The following is a 19,314-nucleotide window of genomic DNA, read 5'->3' on the forward strand; positions in this document are numbered from 1 at the left end:
AAAATAGATATTATGAGGTCTAAAATATTAATATAAAACCGAGGATGATGAAAAGGACAATGTTTCTACGATTTTTAATATTCTTTTTGACTTTTTCTGCTGGCATTACCCTTGTTGGGTGTTCTGAAGACGATACAGATTTTACAGATGATGTTATTGAAGAAGATAACGATGATATTGATCCCGGTACAGAAGATGATTTTCCAGGGCCAACCTATGCCGATAATTATACCGGGATAGCTTCCTGGCAGGACAGGGTACAATGGAATCTGGCTAACGTACATGACCCTACGGTTGAGAAAGATGGTGAGTATTTTTATATGTACCAAACCGATGCGTCCTATGGTAATGCCCACGAAGGAAATGGTCATTTCCCCGCACGCAGATCTAAAGATTTGGTTGAATGGGAATTTATGGGCGCTGTTTTTTCTGAAGCACCTGCCTGGATCAAAGATTCTTTAAACAGTAAAAGGGCACAAATGGATCCGCCTCTGGATCCCATAGAAAATCCAAATTATGGTTTTTGGGCACCCCATATTCAAAAAACAGGGAGTACTTATCGTTTGTATTATAGTGTGGTAATTACAAATCCAATAGTAGGTACAGATCCTAACACCTCCTGGACAGAAAGGGCTTTTATAGGCCTTGCTGAAAGTACAGATCTTTCCTCAAATAACTGGGAAGATAAAGGTATGGTGGTAAGTTCGGTGCCAGATGGTGTAGAAACTTATGAACGCGATGGTGGAGACGACTGGAGTGGCTACTTTAAATTTAATGCCATAGACCCAAGTTTTATTGAAACTCCCAATGGAGAGCATTGGCTAATTTATGGATCCTGGCATTCGGGTATTGCCGCCGTACAATTAAACGCTGAAACAGGAAAACCAAATGAGCTTAATGATCTTGAAGATTATGGTTCTAGAATTGCCGGTCGCGGAAATGTAAACAATAATAGGTGGCAGGGTCTCGAGGCTCCAGAGATTATTTATAATGAAGAAACCGGATTTTACTATTTGTTTTTAGCTTATGATGAACTTTCGGTAGCTTATAATACTCGAGTTGCTCGTTCAGAAAATATTGAAGGCCCGTATGTGGGTATAGATGGTGCAAATGTAACCGAAGGTGCAGAAGCCTGGCCAATGATAACGCATCCTTATGCTTTTGATGGTCACCCGGGATGGGTAGGTATATCCCATCCATCTGTATTTCAGGATCCCGAATCTAACCAATGGTTTTATTCTTCTCAAGGGCGGTTGCCTGAAGGTGTTCCAGGTATAAATGCATCTAATGCGGTTATGATGGGTCACGTAAGAAAAATAGAATGGACCAGTGATGGCTGGCCTGTAGTCGCTCCTCAGCGTTATGCTGATGTACCTGATACAGAAATCACTGGAGAAGATATCCAGGGTACCTGGGAAGTAATTACCCTGGAGTATGAGTATAGAAATATTCAGGAATCATCAGAAGTGGTTTTTCATGAAGATAATACACTTACCGGGGCTATAAATGGTTCCTGGTCTTTTGATGAAAGTTCAGGAATATTAACTGTTAACGATATCGAGTTGATAGTAGATGACGCCTGGGACTGGGAAGCTTCACCCAGAAGAACCACAATAACATTTACAGGCCTTAATGAAGCGGGTCGTTCCCTTTGGGGTAAAAAATAAATTAGTTTTAAATGAAATTACTATTCAAAACATATTATTGTACAGCGATTCTGGTCATACTTAGCCTGGCCTCAGGTCATTGTATTTTTGCTCAAAATTCAGAAACCAGAATGTTTCATCTTGAAGATGTAAAACTTTCTGAAAGTATGTTTAAAGAGGCTATGCACACAGATTTAGATTATATTTTGAAACTAGATCCAGATAAGTTGCTCGCCCCATTTTTAGCTGAAGCCGGTTTAGAACCCCGCGAAAAATCTTATACAAATTGGGAAAACACGGGTTTAGATGGGCATACAGCCGGTCATTACTTAACCGCTTTAGCCCAAATGTATGCTTCTGCCAACAGCGAAGAAGCACGACATGCAATGGAATATGCCATAAATGAATTAAAAAGAGTTCAGGATGCTAATGCTAATGGTTACATAGGTGGAGTTCCAGGTGGTGAAGAAATTTGGAACGAAATTGCTAACGGAAACATTAACGCGGGTAACTTTAGCTTGAACGATAGGTGGGTGCCTTTGTACAATATTCATAAAACCTACGCCGGTTTAAGAGATGCTTATCTTATTGCAGGAAATGAACTTGCCTTAGAAATGTTGATCGATTTTACCGATTGGATGCTGGATACTACTGCGCAACTTTCAGATGCGCAAATGCAGGAAATCCTGATCTCAGAACACGGCGGACTTAATGAAGTATTTGCTGATGTGGCGCAAATTACCGGTGAGTCAAAATATTTAGAATTAGCTAAGCGATTTTCTCATAGAAAATTGTTAGATCCATTAGCCCGGAATAAAGATGTTTTAAATGGCATGCACGCTAATACGCAGATTCCAAAAATTATTGGTTTTGAAACTATTGCCAGTCTAAATGGTGAAAGTGATTATCACCAGGCGTCAACTTTTTTCTGGGACAATGTGGTTAACCAAAGAACAGTGGCCATTGGCGGAAATAGTGTAAGAGAACATTTTCATCCTACAGATGATTTTTCAGAAATGATTGCCAGTGTGCAGGGTCCCGAAACCTGCAATACTTATAATATGCTGAGGTTGAGCGAAAAATTATTCTTAGCTGAACCAGATGAAAAATATATAGATTATTACGAAACTGCTTTATATAACCACATATTATCTTCACAACACCCGGAAGAAGGAGGTTTTGTGTATTTTACCCCAATGAGACCGGGGCATTATAGGGTTTATTCTCAGCCAGAGACCAGTTTTTGGTGCTGTGTTGGTTCAGGAATGGAAAACCATGGAAAATACAACCAATTTATCTATGCGCACACCAATGATGCGCTGTTTGTGAATTTATTTATTTCTTCAGAACTCGATTGGCAGGAAAAGAATCTTAAACTTGTTCAAAATACAGGTTTTCCAAATTCTGAGTCTACAAATCTTACTATTGAAACAGAAGAACCGCAGACTTTCAAATTGCGTTTGAGATATCCCGATTGGGCTATTGAAGGAGAATTAGAAATTTTTATTAATAACAAGCTTTACAAACACGATAATAAACCAGGGAGCTACGTGGAAATTGATCGGGTATGGGAAAATGGAGACGAAATTCATGTCAAATTTCCGATGAAATTGGATTTTGAAAGACTACCGGATGATTCAGATTTCGTAGCATTAAAATATGGCCCTATTATCCTGGCTACAAAACTGGGCGATAAAGATCTTGAAGGTCAATTTGCCGATGATAGCAGAGGTGGCCATATTGCTGAAGGTGAAAAAATAGCGCTTTCTGATTTGCCTGTATTTTTAGCTGAAAATGATGAAAACTGGCTAGAAAAGATAAAACGCGTTAATGATCAGAATTTAAAATTTTCAGCAGAAGAAATAATCTTTCCACAGAAATTTAAAAATCTGGAGTTTGTTCCTTTCTACGAAATTCATGAAGCCCGCTATGCCATTTATTTACCCATAGAAACCCCGGAAAGCTATGAGAATATTCAGAAAGAAAGAGCAAAGAGTGAAAAGATAGAAAGAGATTTGGCTGAATTAACAATAGACCAGGTCGCACCCGGGGAGCAACAACCCGAGTCAGATCATTTTATAAAAAGTGAGGAATCCAATACCGGTGTAAATTTAGGAGAACATTGGAGAGACGCTTCAGGGTGGTTTAGCTACGAATTAAAAGACGATAAAAACCAGGCACAGAAAATAAGGCTGACTTATTTTGGAAAGGATGTTAATCGAAAATTCAGGATTTTCATCAATGGAATTGAAGTAGGTCAGGAACATTTTGAAGAAGAAAAAGCCGAAAATTTCTATACTAAAGATTACCAGTTGCCAAAAAAAATCACAGAAAAAAACATCAAACGTTTAACTATTCGTATTGAAGCTGAAAGTGGCTTTAGTACTGCGGGAGTTTACGATATTAAGTTAATGAAATAGCAATGAAAAAGAACACAGTATTAGTATTCAGTCTTACGCTTTTCGGTGTAGCGACAATATTCGGCCAATCAGAGCAAAACTTCAATAATCCTATTATTACTGAGAAATTTACTGCAGATCCTGCAACTATTGTCCATAATGATTCGGTTTATCTATATGCGGGCCACGACGAGGCCCCGGAAGATCTTCACTTTTATAAGTTGGATGAATGGTTGGTTTATTCATCTGCAGATCTGGTAAACTGGAAAGAACACCCTGTGCCTTTAAAACCTTCAGATTTTGAATGGGCTAAAGGAGATGCCTGGGCGGCTGAAGTGATTGAAAAAGACGGGAAATTCTATTGGTTCGTGACTGTGGAACACGATGATTCACATCCGGGGAAAGCTATTGGAGTGGCAGTTTCTGATAGCCCTGTGGGGCCTTTTAAAGATGCAATTGGGGAAGCACTTATCACTAACGATATGACTACCGAATATACAGATATTAGTTGGGACGATATTGATCCTACCGTATTTATAGACGACGATGGGCAGGCTTATATGTACTGGGGAAATACCGTTTGCTATTATGTGAAGTTAAAGGATAATATGATAGAAATGGATGGCGAAATTCAGACTGTGGATTTACCAAATTTTGTTGAAGCACCCTGGATACATAAAAAAGGAGATTGGTATTACTTAACTTATGCCTATGGCTTTCCTGAAAAAACAGCCTATGCTATGAGTAAATCGGTTACCGGGCCCTGGGAATATAAAGGTCTTTTAAACGAAGTTGCAGGAAATAGCAATACCAATCATCAGGCAATTCTGGAGTTTAAAGGTAAAGATTACTTTGTATATCATAATGGAAGTATTCAACCAAACGGCGGTAGTTTTAGAAGATCGGTTTGTATAGATAGACTTTATTATAATGAAGATGGAACTATACAAAGAATTCAAATGACTTCAGAAGGAATTCAGGAGCCAGTTAAATAATAAAACTATGAAAATCTCAAATTTATTTATTTTCTTATTTCTATTGGCATTTTCAGTAGATGCCCAGGAAATTAGAGTGCACGATCCAGTGGTTGCAGAGCAGGATGGAACCTTTTATTTGTTTAACACCGGAAGAGGGATTTCAGTGCACAGTTCTACCGATTTGGAAAACTGGAAAAGAGAAGAACCGGTATTTTCAGAAAAACCGGAATGGACAGATGAGGTTGTTGAAGATTTTAAAAACCATATTTGGGCTCCAGATATTTTTCATAAAAACGGCACTTATTATTTATATTATTCAGTTTCCTCCTTTGGAAAAAATACTTCAGCAATTGGCGTTGCAACAAACAAAACTTTAAATCCCGAAGATGATGATTTTGAGTGGGTAGATCACGGGATAGTGGTACAATCTGTTCCCAATCGCGATATGTGGAATGCCATAGATCCTAATATGATCGAGGATGAAGAAGGCACGGTTTGGATGTCTTTTGGATCTTTCTGGAACGGGTTAAAATTGGTGAAGATGAATGAAGATCTAAAATCTATAGCTAAACCTGAAGAATGGCATACCATAGCCAGAAGAGAACGTTCTTTTGAAATTCCTAATGAAGATCCCGGAGATGCTGCCTTAGAAGCACCATTTATTTTTAAAAAGCACGGGTATTATTATCAGTTTCTTTCCTGGGATCTTTGTTGCCGTGGAGATGAAAGTACCTATAAAGTAGTTGTAGGAAGATCCAAAGATGTAAAAGGACCTTATGTAGATAAGGAAGGTAAGCCTTTAAATGAAGGTGGCGGTACTTTAGTTATCCAGGGTAATGAAAATTGGTATGGTGCCGGTCATAATAGTACGTATACTTTTAACGGGAAAGACTATATGTTCTTTCACGCTTATGATGCTAACGATGAAGGTGCTCCAAAACTTAAAATTAAAGAATTAAGCTGGGACAAGGGCTGGCCAACTGTTGCCCCGTTGAAATAATAATTAAAAACAAACAAACTCATGATGAAGGCAAAATCATTAATAAAATTAGTACTTGTAGTTTTTTCTTTGCTGGCAGTAGCTAATTCTTCGCAATTAAATGCGCAAGATCATGCGGCTGATGGTAAAGATATCACAAAGTCAAACGATCCCATTGTACTACAACGCGCAGATCCATTTATTTACAAGCATACAGACGGTTACTATTATTTTACAGGTTCTGTGCCCACTTACGATGCTATTGAAATAAGACGAGCAAAAACCATTGAGGGTTTGCAAAATGCAGAGCCCTTTAAAGTTTGGGAAAAGCACGAAAGTGGACCGATGAGTCGTCACATTTGGGCACCCGAAATTCATTATTTAGATGGAAAATGGTATGTATATTTTGCAGCTAGTGAAGAAGACGATATATGGAAGTTGAGACCTTATGTGTTGGAATTGAAAGGTCAGGATCCATTAAAAGATGAATGGGTGGAACTTGGAATGATGCAAGCAGCAGATGATGATCCCAAAAGCTTTACCGATTTTTCTTTAGACGGAACTGTCTTTGAGCACAATGGAAAACGATATTTCTGTTGGGCAGAAAAAACTGGTGGACAATTCGCTGCTTCTAATTTATATTTAGCTGAAATGGAATCGCCTATCAAGCTAAAAACAGTCCAGTTTATGCTAACCACGCCAGATTACGACTGGGAACGTATTGATTTTTGGGTGAATGAAGGTGCTGCGGTGATTAAAAACAATGGCAAAATTTACATCACCTTTTCAGCAAGTGCTACAGGAGCTTCTTATAGTATGGGAATGATGGAAGCCGACGAAAATGCTGATTTATTGGATAGAAATTCCTGGAAAAAGTCAAGATATCCGGTTTTAGAAACCAATGAAGAAAAAGGACTTTATGGTCCGGGACATAATTCCTTTACTGTCGATGAAAATGGAGATCCATTAATGATTTATCATGCAAGAGATTACGAAAATGCTGTTGGAAATCCAAAAATGGTACCTGCGACAGATAAAAGACCTTTAGAAGAAATTAAAGCAGATCCTTTATACGATCCTAATCGTCATGCAAGAATGATGGAAGTAAAATTTGATAACAACGGCAGGCCGGTTTTTGAATTTTATTAAAAAAAGACAAGTCTATTAATCAAATTTATTAGGAAGAGAATGTCATATTTTAATGAGAAGAAAAACAAAAATATCACATTAGTAAATCCTAACTTATTTAATAAAAATTCTTTTGAGGCTTCAGAAAACATTTTTTCAGTGGAAGAAGAAGAATGTTTGAATTAAAGCAATATTCCTGGAATTTTTAAAATTAAAGAAATCTTAAATTCACAAGTGTTTTTATCACACTTAATATAAGGAAATTATTATATTTGTTTCTGTAGAATAAAATTGAAAGAATGAAGAACTATGTTATAGGCCTGGATTATGGAACTGACTCGGTAAGAGCAGTGCTTGTGGATACCGGGAGTGGAGAAGAACTGGCTACTGATACATTTTATTATCCGCGCTGGCAGGAGAAGAAATATTGTAATTCGGCATCTAACCAATTTCGCCAAAACCCGGCAGATCATATTGAAGGCTTAGAAAAAACCATAAAAGGCGTTTTAGCAAAAACTAAAATTGATGGTGCGGCCGTAAAGGGAATTTGTATAGACACCACAGGCTCCTCACCAATTGCGGTAACTAAAAAAGGTACACCGCTGGCTTTTGAAGAAGGTTTTAAAGAAAATCCAAACGCGATGATGGTGCTTTGGAAAGATCATACTGCAATTCACGAAGCCAATGAAATTAACGAATTGGCTAGAAATTGGGGTGGAGAAGATTACACCAAATACGAAGGCGGTATTTATTCTTCTGAATGGTTTTGGGCAAAAATTGCTCACGTGATTCGTGAGGATGAAGCGGTTAAAGACGCTGCCTATTCCTGGATGGAGCATTGCGATTTAATGACGTTTATGCTCATTGAAAATCAGGATTTACCCTCCTTTAAACGTAGCCGCTGCGCTGCCGGTCACAAAGCCATGTGGCACGAAAGCTGGGGCGGACTTCCCTCTAAAGATTTTCTGAATCAGCTGGATCCCTATTTAGGTGAATTAAGAGATAGATTATATACAGAAACCTATACTTCAGATGAAGTTGCCGGAAATTTGAGTGCAGCATGGGCTGATAAACTAGGACTTTCTACCGATTGTGTGATCGCGGTTGGTACCTTCGATGCCCACTCGGGCGCCGTAGGTGCAAAGATAGATAAGCACACTTTAGTTCGCGTTATGGGAACTTCCACCTGCGATATTATTGTTTCTGAACAGGAAAATGTGGGAGATAAAACGGTTCGGGGAATTTGCGGCCAGGTAGATGGTTCTGTAATTCCAAAAATGATAGGTTTAGAAGCCGGGCAATCGGCTTTTGGTGATGTGCTGGCCTGGTTTAAAGATGTGCTTAACTGGCCTTTAGAAAACCTGGTTTTTAATTCAGATATTATTTCCGAAGAACAAAAAGAAAAACTTAAAGATGAAATTGATAAAGATTTTATCAAAAAACTTTCTAAAGCCGCTGAAGCAATTCCGCTTTCAGAAAGTATTCCAATTGCCTTAGACTGGATTAACGGACGAAGAACTCCCGATGCCAACCAGGAATTAAAAAGTGCTATAACAAAACTATCTCTTGGTTCAAAAGCACCACATATTTTTAAAGCGCTTATCAATGCGATTTGCTTTGGTTCAAAACAAATTGTAGATCGTTTTGAAGAAGAAGGAGTGAAGATTAATAGTGTGATTGGGATTGGAGGCGTTGCCAGAAAATCTCCGTTTATTATGCAAACCCTGGCCAATGTGCTTAATATGCCTATAAAAGTTGCTTCCTCAGATGAAGCTCCCGCGCTTGGCGCTGCAGTTTATGCCGCGGTTGCTGCCGGTATCTATCCAAATGTGATCGAAGCCAGTAAAAAACTGGGTAGCGATTTTGAAGCAGAATATCACCCCGAAACAGAAGCTTTGGAAACCTATGCCAGTTTAATGGAAGAATATAAAGAGTTAGGCGCTTTTGTTGAAAATAATATAAACCGAAAATCTACTGTAAATGAGCTCTAGTTACAAAGCATTAAAACAGGAATGTTACGAGGCCAATATGGAACTTGATGCCTTAAACCTGGTGATCTACACTTTTGGAAATGTAAGTGCCGTAGATCGTGAAAAAAAGGTGTTTGCCATAAAACCTAGCGGTGTGCCTTATGAGACCTTAAAGCCTGAAGATATTGTAATTCTCGATTTTGAAAACAATGTGATTGAAGGGGAAATGAGACCATCTTCAGATACCAAAACCCACGCTTTTCTTTACAAAAACTGGGAAAATATTGGCGGAATTGCCCATACCCACGCTACTTATTCGGTAGCATGGGCACAGTCGCAATTAGATATTCCTATTTTTGGAACTACCCACGCCGATCATCTTACCGCCGATATTCCCTGCGCACCACCAATGCGTGATGAACTAATAGAAGGTAATTACGAACATAATACCGGTATCCAGATTTTGGATTGTTTTAAAGATAAAAACCTTTCTTACGAGGAAGTGCCTATGGTGTTAATAGGTAATCACGGTCCCTTTACCTGGGGAAAAGATGCCGCTAAAGCGGTTTACAATAGTAAAGTTTTGGAAGAAGTAGCTAAGATGGCATTGCTTACCAAACAAATTAATCCGGAAGCACCAAGGATGAAGGATTCCTTAATCAAAAAACATTACGAACGTAAACACGGCAAAAATGCCTATTACGGCCAAAATTAATATCTATCTCAATAATCACCTCACAGGCTTCAAAAACCTGTGAGGTTTTTTAAAAAACTAAATAATTCTGAATTCAAATGATAAATATAGAAGCAAAAGAAATATGGTTTGTTACCGGTAGCCAGCATTTATATGGCGATGAAACCTTAAATCAGGTCGCAGCCGATTCAAAAGCAATTGTAAACGGACTTAACGATTCCAAACACCTTCCGTTAAAAATAGTGTGGAAAGACACCGTGAAAACGGCCGATGAGATCACCGATATTTGCCAGGATGCCAACGCCAACAAAAACTGTATTGGAATTGTTGCCTGGATGCATACTTTTTCTCCCGCCAAAATGTGGATAAAAGGATTGACTTTACTTAAAAAGCCACTTTGCCATTTACATACACAATTTAACGCCGAAATTCCATGGGGTAAAATCGATATGGATTATATGAACCTCCACCAGTCGGCGCACGGTGATAGGGAATTTGGTTTTATGATGAGTAGAATGCGTAAAAAACGTAAAGTAATTGTTGGCCACTGGAAGACCGATCGCGTGCAGCAAAAATTAGGAATTTGGTCTCGCGTGGTTTTAGGATGGGACGAGCTTCAGCATCTAAAAGTAGCCCGTATTGGCGATAATATGCGCAATGTAGCCGTTACCGAAGGCGATAAAGTTGCTGCCGAAATGAAATTTGGAATGGCCGTAAACGGTTATGATTCTTCAGAAGTAGTAGCGCATATTGATAAAATTTCCGAAGAAAAAGTAAATGACTTACTTAAGAAATACGACGCTGATTATAATTTAAGCGAAGACCTAAAAGAAGGTGGTTCACAAAGAGCTTCTTTGGTTGATGCGGCTAAAATCGAATTAGGATTAAGGTCATTTTTAGACGAAGGTGGTTTTAAAGCTTTTACCGATACTTTTGAAAATCTTGGTAAACTGAAACAATTACCCGGCATTGCCGTACAACGCTTAATGGCCGATGGTTATGGTTTTGGCGCAGAAGGCGACTGGAAAACCGCAGCGCTTTTACGGGCTTTGAAAGTTATGGCTGTTGGATTAGAAGAAGGGACTTCTTTTATGGAAGATTATACCTATCATTTCACACCACAAAAATCTTATGTTTTAGGCTCGCATATGCTGGAAATTTGTCCTTCAATTGCTGATGCTAAGCCAACCTGTGAAGTTCATCCGCTTGGAATTGGTGGGAAAGAAGACCCCGTGAGATTGGTTTTCAACGCTCCAAAGGGTGATGCTTTAAATGCCTCGTTAATAGATATGGGCAACAGGTTTAGGTTAATTGTAAACGAAGTAGAAGCAGTTGCCCCGGAAGCCGATTTACCAAACTTACCGGTAGCACGCGTATTGTGGGATGCAAAACCAAACCTGGAAGTTGCAGCGACTTCCTGGATTTTAGCCGGGGGAGCGCATCACACGGTGTATACCCAGGCATTAACCACTGAGTTTTTGGAAGATTTTGCCGATATCGCCGGGATTGAATTACTGGTTATAGATGAAAAGACCAGTATCAGGGAATTCAAAGATAAAATAAATGCCAACGAGGCATATTACCATATGTTTCAACACGGAATGTAATTTCTAATCTAACGCATCTAATTATGAATATTTCAAAAAATAATCTTTTCGGTTTTGGGATAGTTTTTCTGTCCTTGTTTTTTATTCAATGTAAAAATGCTGACAAGGAGGCTGAAACCAAGGAAAATGAAATGAATACCGAAAAAAGCCAAAAAACGGAAATGCAAAAAGAAGACTACGGTACCACAGGTGACGGAGAGAAAGTAGCGCAATATACACTCACCAACGATAATGGTATGGAAGTTAAAATTATTACCTACGGTGGTAGAATCACTTCATTGAAAGCTCCCGATAAGAACGACGAATTTGAGAATGTAGTTTTAGGATTCAATTCCCTGGAACAATATACCAAAGACAATCCGTTTTTTGGAGCTTTAATTGGCCGTTTTGGAAACCGAATCGCTAAGGGAAAATTCACTTTAGATGGTGAAGAATATACTTTGGCTCAAAATGACGGGCAGAACCATCTGCACGGTGGGGAAAAAGGTTTCGATAAAGTGGTTTGGACTGTTGATGATGCCAGTGCAAATTCCATTAGCCTTTCTTATATAAGTGAAGATATGGAAGAAGGTTATCCTGGGAAACTGGAAACTACGGTAGTATATACTTTAACTGATGATAATGCGCTGGATGTTGATTATAAAGCCACTACCGATAAAACAACGGTGGTAAATTTAACCCAGCATGCTTATTTTAACCTTTCAGGAAATTTTTCTGAAACTATTTTAGATCATAAAATTGAAATAAATGCCGATGAATTTTTACCGGTAAACGAAACTTTGATCCCAACTGGAGAATTAAAAGAAGTAGCTGGTACTCCTTTTGATTTCCGTGAAGCCAAAACAGTAGAACAGCATATTGAAGAAAAAAACCAGCAACTGAAACGTGGCCAGGGTTACGATCATTGTTGGGTTTTAAATCAACAGGATAGTGGGATGCGTTTTGCTGCTTCAGCTTATCACGAAGAAAGTGGCAGAATGTTAGAGGTTCACACAAACGAACCGGGAATTCAGTTTTATTCCGGGAACTTTCTTGACGGCACACTTCCGCAGGCAAATGGTGAGGGAAATTATGGACATAGAAGTGGATTTTGCCTTGAAACCCAGCATTACCCAGATTCTCCAAACCAGGAAGGTTTTCCTTCAGTAGTATTAAAACCTGGAGAAACCTATTCTTCAAAAACAAGTTTTAAATTTTCTGTGAAATAAGTTTATGAAAGCATTAGATACTTTTGACTGGATTGCGATTAGCCTTTATTTTCTGGTTCTAGCCGGAATCGTTGTTTGGGTAATTAGAAAAAAGCAATCCAATACCGAAGATTATTTCCTGGCCGGTAGAAATGTTGGCTGGTTTGTAGTTGGGGCATCCATTTTTGCCTCTAATATTGGATCAGAGCACGTAGTTGGCTTGGCCGGTGCGGGAGCGGGAGATAAACTGCCCATGCTTATTTATGAAATACAGGCCTGGGTGGTGCTTATTTTAGGTTGGGTGTTTTTACCCTTTTATGCCCGAAGCGGGGTTTTTACCATGCCAGAATTTCTTGAAAAACGATTTGATGCCAGGTCAAGATGGGTACTATCCGTATTCTCTATTATAGCTTATGTACTTACAAAAATCTCGGTAACCATTTACGCCGGGGGTATCGTAGTATCTGCCTTACTGGGAATTAATTTCTGGACCGGTGCACTTTCTACAGTAATTTTAACCGGTATTTATACCGTTTTGGGTGGAATGCGCGCCGTTGTTTATACTGAAACCTTACAGGCAATTATTCTTGTTCTCGGTGCAGCAGCCCTTACTTTTATTGGTTTAGATGAAGTAGGAGGCTGGGTTAGCATGAAAGAAACCGTGACCCCCGAATACCTTAATATGTGGCGATCGGCATCAGATCCCGATTTCCCCTGGCCGTCCCTTTTAATTACCAGTACAATTGTTGGTATTTGGTATTGGTGTACCGATCAATATATTGTGCAACGTGCACTTACCGCTAAAAACATTAAAGAAGGAAGACGCGGAACCATTTTTGGCGCTTTGCTGAAATTACTTCCGGTATTTTTATTCTTAATACCCGGTATTATAGCGCTTACCCTTAAGATGCGTGGTGAGCTGCATTGGGATAGTCCAGATGAAGCTTTTCCTGTTTTGATGAGTAATTTATTGCCTTCAGGATTACGTGGGCTTGTAGCGGCTGGTTTATTGGCTGCATTAATGAGCTCCTTAGCTTCGGTATTTAATTCCTGTTCTACTTTATTTACGGTAGATATTTATAAAAAATTGAGGCCAAATACTCCGGAAAAAAAATTGGTAAGAACTGGTCAAATTGCAACTGTAGTTATCGTGATAATTGGTATTGCATGGATCCCAATTATGGCGAATATCTCAGGGGTGTTATATGAATACCTGCAGAAGGTTCAATCTTACATTGCACCTCCAATTACTGCGGTATTCTTATTAGGGATTTTCTATAAGCGAATTAATGCGCACGGTGCTTTTATCACTTTGGTGGTTGGTTTTATAGTAGGTGCATTAAGGATCGTCCTGGAGTTATTTAAAGATTCTTTAGATCCAGATGGATTCCTGTTCCTGGTAGGAGATATTAACTTTTTGACTTTTGCGGCATGGTTCTTCCTTTTCTGTGTAGTTCTAATTACCGTGGTAAGTTTCTTAACCAGCATACCTTCAAAAATTAAAACCGATAATCTTACTTTCCAGACAATTTCTGAAGAAGAAAAAAGAAATAACAAAAACAGCTATAATTGGGTTGATATTGTGGTTTCTATTCTGGTAGTTGTATTGGTAATTGGAGTGATGATTTTCTTTAACGGAAGATAATTGCTGCAGTAAATAATATTTTAATTGAATTAAAAAAGAACTTTTAGAGGAATATTAAATTCGACCAGATAGAGCAGGCAGAAGCATTGGGGTTTCCCGATATAAGATAGAAATGGTAAGTAAAGCTTTAAAAGCTATAAACAATTAATCTTTTGAATTGCTAACATTAAAACTAATTTATTATGTCTAACACACCAATTAACTTAGCGAAGTCTGCCATTTGGTCGATTTTATTCCTCGTTGCTGCATCGGGAATGGCGCAAGACGGGACAATTTACCCTCTTGAAACTCCTCAAGAACCTAATGCTATTCCATTAGAAACGGGTGGGGTTGAAGATCAACCCGCTTCAGAAACCTGGTTTCGTCAGTGGGGAGATCCTATGGCGAGAAATATATCTAAAGCCACCCTTACTCCATTTCTGCCAGATCCAGACAAAGCGAACGGTACCACAATAATTGTGGCGCCAGGGGGCGGTTTTAGATGGCTTTCTTTGGGCAACGAAGGTTGGGAAGTAGCAGAAGCTCTTGCAGACCAGGGAATCACCGCGTTTGTACTAAAGTATCGTTTACATCCAACTCCAGAGTCGCTAGACGACTTTAAGGACTCCATGAGTCGGCCTGCCACTCCTCCAGCTGAATCTTCAGATGATGCTCCAGAAACACGCCCGGAACGTCCGCGCTCCAATCTGTCTAACCAACTTGAGGATGCCGAGGCCGCTTACGCCATGATCGTAGAACGTGCTGAAGAATGGGGTGTTGATACTAATAATATTGGTATGATTGGTTTTTCAGCAGGTGCAGGGCTCACTATGCATTCTACGCTGAATTCTCAGACCATGGATTTGGCTTTCATCGCACCTATTTATGGGGGGGTGAATACAGTAGAAGTTCCAGAAGATGCTCCCCCTATGTTCAACGTTATTGCTGCCGATGATTTTCTCTTCTTCGGGGAGTTTGGTTTAATCGAAGCCTGGCATAAGGCCGGTAAACCGGTGGAGTTTCATCTTTACCAAAACGGGGGCCATGGCTTCGGACTTGGAAATCCAGACCGTACCAGTAATCGCTGGTTTGATGCTTTTATTCACTGGTTAGAGGTTAATAAATTTCTCATATCCAATTCTGAGGAGTGATCAAATGTTTTTTTGCGTAATTTTAAATCCTCTGGCATGTTCTTTTAACCAATTCTGAAGAAGAACAATAAACAACAAAAAGCAACTGTAACCGGGATGAAACTGTAGTTTTCATCCCGGTTACAGTTGTTTTTCTAAAAATCAGAAAATATTTTAAAACTAACTCTTATTAAACCAGCTTTTTAAACTTAAATTATGAAAATACCACAGGAATTTCAGATTACAAAATTGCTTCATCAGGAGAATTATCTTAGCAATGGGGAATTGATTAAATGGGATGGCGAAACAGATGAGGTTTACTCTACTATTTCTTCCACAGAGAATTATAAACCAACTTTACTGGGTACTATCCCGCATATGGATAAAGATTCTGCGCTGGAAGTTTTAGATTCAGCTTGTAAAGCTTATGCAAAAGGGCAGGGTGATTGGCCTACTATGAAGGTTTCAGAACGAATTTCCTGTATGCAGAATTTCGTAACCGAAATGCAAACTAATCGGGAAGAAGTTGTAAAATATTTGATGTGGGAAATTGGAAAATCGCTCCCCGATTCCCGAAAAGAATTTGACCGTACGGTAGAGTATATCAATGATACTGTTGAAGATTATAAGCAACTAGACCGTGACAGTGCTAAATTCTTTAAGCGCGATGGTATTCACGCGCATATTCGCCGTGGGCCTCTGGGCGTGGTTTTATGTCTAGGGCCATATAACTATCCTTTAAATGAAACTTTTGCGTTGTTGATTCCTGCCCTGATTATGGGAAATACAGTGATTTTTAAACCGGCAAAAAACGGTGTTTTATTGATTTCTCCACTTCTTGAAGCATTCAAAAACAGTTTTCCGCCCGGTGTTGTAAATGTAATTTATGGTCGCGGCAGGGAAGTAGCTGCTCCTATAATGGCTTCAGGGAAAGTTGATGTTTTAGCGCTTATTGGAAATAGTAAATCGGCAATAGCTTTACAGGACCAGCATCCTTATAAAAACCGTTTGCGCCTGGTTTTAGGTTTGGAAGCAAAAAACCCGGCTATTATTTTACCAGATGCCGATTTAGATTTGGCTATTGAAGAATGTATTTCGGGGTCTTTATCTTTTAACGGGCAGCGTTGTACAGCGCTTAAAATTATTTATGTTCACGAAGATATTAGGGAGGAATTTAATAAGCGTTTTGCTAAAAAAGTAGATGCTTTAAAATTCGGAAATCCCTGGGAAGATGGTGTGAAACTTACTCCGTTGCCTGAAACAGATAAGCCCGATTATATAAAAGAACTAATTGATGATGCCAGGGAGAAAGGTGCCGAGATCTTAAATGAAAAAGGAGGTGAAATTTCAGAAAATTATATCTATCCCGCAGTTCTCTTTCCGGTAAGCAAAAAAATGCGGGTTTACCAGGAAGAACAATTTGGCCCTGTGGTTCCTATTAAGCCTTTTACAGATATTCAGGAGATTTTAGATGAAATGGCCGAGTCCAGCTATGGGCAACAGGTGAGTTTATTTGGTAAGGATATTCAGGAAATCGCTCCACTTATCGATACGCTGGTAAATTTGGTTTGCAGAGTAAATCTTAATAGTTCCTGCCAGCGCGGGCCAGATGTTTTCCCGTTTACAGGAAGAAAAGATTCAGCGGTAAGTACCCTAAGTGTTCACGATGCATTGCGTTCTTTTTCAATCAGGACCTTTGTAGCTTCAAAAGATAATGATTACAATAATGAGATCTTACAGGAATTATTAAACTCAAAAACCTCCAATTTCGTAAGTACAGATTATATCTTATGATGTTGTTTTTGTACCTTGAAAAAGAAAAAAGTTGATATGAATTATAGAAAATTAGGAAAAACAGGATTTGAAATTTCTGAAATTTCCCTCGGAACCTGGCAAATAGGTGGAAAATGGGGATCAGATTTTAGCGATAAAACCGCCGACGAAACCATTAATACTGCAATAGATAAAGGAATTAATTTTATTGATACGGCTGATGTTTATGAAGCTGGTTTAAGTGAAAAAGCAGTAGGACGTGTGGTGCGTTCAAGGTCTGAACGTATTTATGTGGCCACAAAATGTGGAAGGCAAATTAATCCGCATACTTCAGAAAATTACACGCCTGAAGCGCTTACGAAATATGTAGAAGAAAGTCTTAAAAGAACAGGTTTTGAAGCGTTGGATCTAATCCAGTTACATTGCCCGCCAACCGAGGTTTATTATCGTCCCGAGATTTTTGAAACTTTTCAGAAATTAAAAGATCAGGGGAAAATTCTTCATTTTGGCGTTAGTGTAGAAAAAGTTGAAGAAGCTTTAAAAGCTATTGAATATGATAATGTTGAAACCGTTCAAATTATATTTAATTTATTCAGGCAGCGTCCTTCAGAGCTTTTCTTTGAACAGGCTAAAAAGAAAGATATCGGGATTATTGCACGTGTTCCACTTGCCAGTGGATTGCTAACTGGAAAATTTGATAAAAATGCCAGTTTTGATAAAGAAGATCACCGAAATTTTAACCGAAATGGTGAAGCTTTTGATAAAGGTGAAACCTTTTCAGGGGTAGATTTCGATCGCGGTTTAGAAGCAGTTAAGAAACTTAAAAGTTTGTTTCCTGAAGTTCAAAATCTGGCTCCAATAGCGCTGCAATGGATTTTAAAATTTCCGGAAGTAAGTTGTACCATTCCCGGCGCTTCAAAAGAGGAGCAGTTGCTTTCTAATTTATCGGTATATGATTTACCTGAATTAAGCAAAGAAAAAATTACAGAAATGAATAAAATCTATGATGAATATCTAAAACAGGAAGTTCATAATAGGTGGTAATTTTTTTTAGAATTTAGATATAGGGACTATACTCGTCAAGCTGAACTTGTTTTCAGACTTTATCCCGAATTTTCTTCGGGATTCTAACATGTTGGGTGATGTTCAGGTCTTAGATTCTGAAATAAATTCAGAATGACGCTCAAAGAACCTCATAAAAGAGGTGATTTCAAGAAATATTTTCTATAGAATACATAAAAGAAATCATTTTTTAAAAGCCTTTCTTTATCTTTAGAGAAAGGCTTTTTTTATGCAAAATATGAAACCAAATTTTTTATCGTTTTTAATTATCGTATTAGGATTTATTTCTTGTAATTCTCAAAAGGAATTGATTAAAGAAGGGCAAAAGCCGCAGCTAATTTCTAACGAATTTGAGTTTACCGAAGGCCCCGCTGCAGATACTGAAGGCAATGTTTATTTTACTGACCAGCCGAATAATAGAATACATAAGTGGTCTGTAGAAGACGGTTCTGTTTCAGTTTTTATGGAGGATGCCGGTCGTGCTAACGGACTTTATTTTGATGTAGAAAAAGACCTTTTAGCTGCTGCCGATGAAAATTCAGAAATATGGAAAATCACTCATCAAAGAGATGTGAAGGTTTTGATTGATGATTTTGAAGGAAAACGTCTAAACGGTCCAAATGATCTTTGGGTGGCGCCAAACGGTGGAATTTATTTTACCGATCCTTATTATCAGCGTGATTACTGGGAACGCACTGAGAAGGAAATTGCAGAAGAACGCGTTTATTATGTGAATCAACAGGGAGAACTAAGTATTGTAGTTGATGACCTGGTACAACCTAACGGGATTATTGGCACTCCTAATGGTGAAATCTTATACATCGCCGATATTGGGGATAATAAAACTTATTCCTATAAAATTAATCCTGATGGAAGGCTAACAGACAAAAAGCTTTTTACCGAATTAGGTTCAGACGGGATGACCATAGACAATATGGGCAATGTTTACCTTACCGGAAACGGAGTAACGATTTTCGATAAATCTGGTAAGAAAATCCAGCATATTCGTATTGATAAAGACTGGACAGCAAACGTGACTTTTGGTGGAAAAAAACAACAAACTCTTTTTATTACTGCTCAAGAGGCAATTTATAGCTTGCAGATGAATGTAAAAGGGGTTCGATGGTAAATATTGATG

14 protein-coding genes are annotated in these 19,314 nt (G+C 38.6%); all 14 read left to right on the plus strand.

The annotated features are described in order from the left end of the window. The first annotated feature begins 86 nt into the window (after positions 1 to 86). The 14 genes from B5488_RS14125 (at position 87) to B5488_RS14190 (ending at position 19,305) form a co-directional block, all read left to right on the plus strand. A complete protein-coding gene (locus B5488_RS14125) occupies positions 87 to 1,667 on the plus strand; it encodes an arabinan endo-1,5-alpha-L-arabinosidase (RefSeq protein WP_231919742.1) in 1,581 nt (526 codons plus the stop codon). Positions 1,668 to 1,678: 11 nt separating this feature from the next. Continuing rightward, positions 1,679 to 4,066 (plus strand): glycoside hydrolase family 127 protein, encoded by a 2,388-nt coding sequence (locus B5488_RS14130; protein WP_079735857.1) that lies wholly within the window; start codon positions 1,679 to 1,681, stop codon positions 4,064 to 4,066. A 2-nt stretch (positions 4,067 to 4,068) separates the two neighbouring features. Continuing rightward, on the plus strand, positions 4,069 to 5,040 hold the full coding sequence (locus B5488_RS14135; protein ID WP_079735858.1) for a glycoside hydrolase family 43 protein: 972 nt from the start codon (positions 4,069 to 4,071) through the stop codon (positions 5,038 to 5,040). Between the two features lie 7 nt (positions 5,041 to 5,047). Then, complete coding sequence (locus tag B5488_RS14140; protein WP_079735859.1) at positions 5,048 to 6,022, plus strand: arabinan endo-1,5-alpha-L-arabinosidase; 975 nt, start codon at positions 5,048 to 5,050, stop codon at positions 6,020 to 6,022. A 21-nt stretch (positions 6,023 to 6,043) separates the two neighbouring features. Then, a complete protein-coding gene (locus tag B5488_RS14145) occupies positions 6,044 to 7,150 on the plus strand; it encodes a family 43 glycosylhydrolase (protein ID WP_231919743.1) in 1,107 nt (368 codons plus the stop codon). Between the two features lie 278 nt (positions 7,151 to 7,428). Next, entirely contained in the window at positions 7,429 to 9,120 is a 1,692-nt protein-coding gene (locus tag B5488_RS14150) for a ribulokinase (RefSeq protein WP_079735860.1), read from the plus strand. Then, the gene (locus B5488_RS14155) at positions 9,110 to 9,814 is read left to right on the plus strand and encodes an L-ribulose-5-phosphate 4-epimerase (RefSeq protein ID WP_079735861.1); all 705 of its coding nucleotides are present in this window, start codon (positions 9,110 to 9,112) and stop codon (positions 9,812 to 9,814) included. The genes B5488_RS14150 and B5488_RS14155 overlap by 11 nt, the downstream gene beginning before the upstream one ends. A gap of 77 nt (positions 9,815 to 9,891) precedes the next feature. Then, a complete protein-coding gene (araA, locus tag B5488_RS14160; RefSeq protein ID WP_079735862.1) occupies positions 9,892 to 11,400 on the plus strand; it encodes an L-arabinose isomerase in 1,509 nt (502 codons plus the stop codon). A 23-nt stretch (positions 11,401 to 11,423) separates the two neighbouring features. Continuing rightward, complete coding sequence (locus tag B5488_RS14165) at positions 11,424 to 12,608, plus strand: aldose epimerase family protein (RefSeq protein ID WP_079735863.1); 1,185 nt, start codon at positions 11,424 to 11,426, stop codon at positions 12,606 to 12,608. Between the two features lie 4 nt (positions 12,609 to 12,612). After that, entirely contained in the window at positions 12,613 to 14,232 is a 1,620-nt protein-coding gene (locus B5488_RS14170; RefSeq protein ID WP_079735864.1) for a sodium:solute symporter, read from the plus strand. A 182-nt stretch (positions 14,233 to 14,414) separates the two neighbouring features. Continuing rightward, the gene (locus tag B5488_RS14175) at positions 14,415 to 15,362 is read left to right on the plus strand and encodes an alpha/beta hydrolase (RefSeq protein WP_079735865.1); all 948 of its coding nucleotides are present in this window, start codon (positions 14,415 to 14,417) and stop codon (positions 15,360 to 15,362) included. Positions 15,363 to 15,557: 195 nt separating this feature from the next. Continuing rightward, complete coding sequence (locus B5488_RS14180) at positions 15,558 to 17,135, plus strand: NADP-dependent glyceraldehyde-3-phosphate dehydrogenase (RefSeq protein ID WP_079735866.1); 1,578 nt, start codon at positions 15,558 to 15,560, stop codon at positions 17,133 to 17,135. 36 nt (positions 17,136 to 17,171) lie between these two features. Next, on the plus strand, positions 17,172 to 18,158 hold the full coding sequence (locus B5488_RS14185) for an aldo/keto reductase (protein WP_079735867.1): 987 nt from the start codon (positions 17,172 to 17,174) through the stop codon (positions 18,156 to 18,158). A 256-nt stretch (positions 18,159 to 18,414) separates the two neighbouring features. Then, positions 18,415 to 19,305, plus strand: coding sequence for an SMP-30/gluconolactonase/LRE family protein (locus B5488_RS14190; protein ID WP_079736629.1), 891 nt, complete (start codon positions 18,415 to 18,417; stop codon positions 19,303 to 19,305). Positions 19,306 to 19,314: the final 9 nt, after the last annotated feature.

Origin of the sequence: Salegentibacter salegens (assembly GCF_900142975.1) — a bacterium.
Classification (GTDB): Bacteria; Bacteroidota; Bacteroidia; order Flavobacteriales; family Flavobacteriaceae; genus Salegentibacter; species Salegentibacter salegens.

Coding starts and splice junctions, on each gene's coding strand:
- B5488_RS14130 (WP_079735857.1), top strand. CDS start 1,679: ATGAAATTACTATTCAAAACATATTATTGTACAGCGATTCTGGTCATA.
- B5488_RS14190 (WP_079736629.1), top strand. CDS start 18,415: ATGAAACCAAATTTTTTATCGTTTTTAATTATCGTATTAGGATTTATT.
- B5488_RS14140 (WP_079735859.1), top strand. CDS start 5,048: ATGAAAATCTCAAATTTATTTATTTTCTTATTTCTATTGGCATTTTCA.
- B5488_RS14165 (WP_079735863.1), top strand. CDS start 11,424: ATGAATATTTCAAAAAATAATCTTTTCGGTTTTGGGATAGTTTTTCTG.
- B5488_RS14175 (WP_079735865.1), top strand. CDS start 14,415: ATGTCTAACACACCAATTAACTTAGCGAAGTCTGCCATTTGGTCGATT.
- B5488_RS14170 (WP_079735864.1), top strand. CDS start 12,613: ATGAAAGCATTAGATACTTTTGACTGGATTGCGATTAGCCTTTATTTT.
- B5488_RS14185 (WP_079735867.1), top strand. CDS start 17,172: ATGAATTATAGAAAATTAGGAAAAACAGGATTTGAAATTTCTGAAATT.
- B5488_RS14180 (WP_079735866.1), top strand. CDS start 15,558: ATGAAAATACCACAGGAATTTCAGATTACAAAATTGCTTCATCAGGAG.
- B5488_RS14135 (WP_079735858.1), top strand. CDS start 4,069: ATGAAAAAGAACACAGTATTAGTATTCAGTCTTACGCTTTTCGGTGTA.
- araA (WP_079735862.1), top strand. CDS start 9,892: ATGATAAATATAGAAGCAAAAGAAATATGGTTTGTTACCGGTAGCCAG.
- B5488_RS14155 (WP_079735861.1), top strand. CDS start 9,110: ATGAGCTCTAGTTACAAAGCATTAAAACAGGAATGTTACGAGGCCAAT.
- B5488_RS14150 (WP_079735860.1), top strand. CDS start 7,429: ATGAAGAACTATGTTATAGGCCTGGATTATGGAACTGACTCGGTAAGA.
- B5488_RS14145 (WP_231919743.1), top strand. CDS start 6,044: ATGATGAAGGCAAAATCATTAATAAAATTAGTACTTGTAGTTTTTTCT.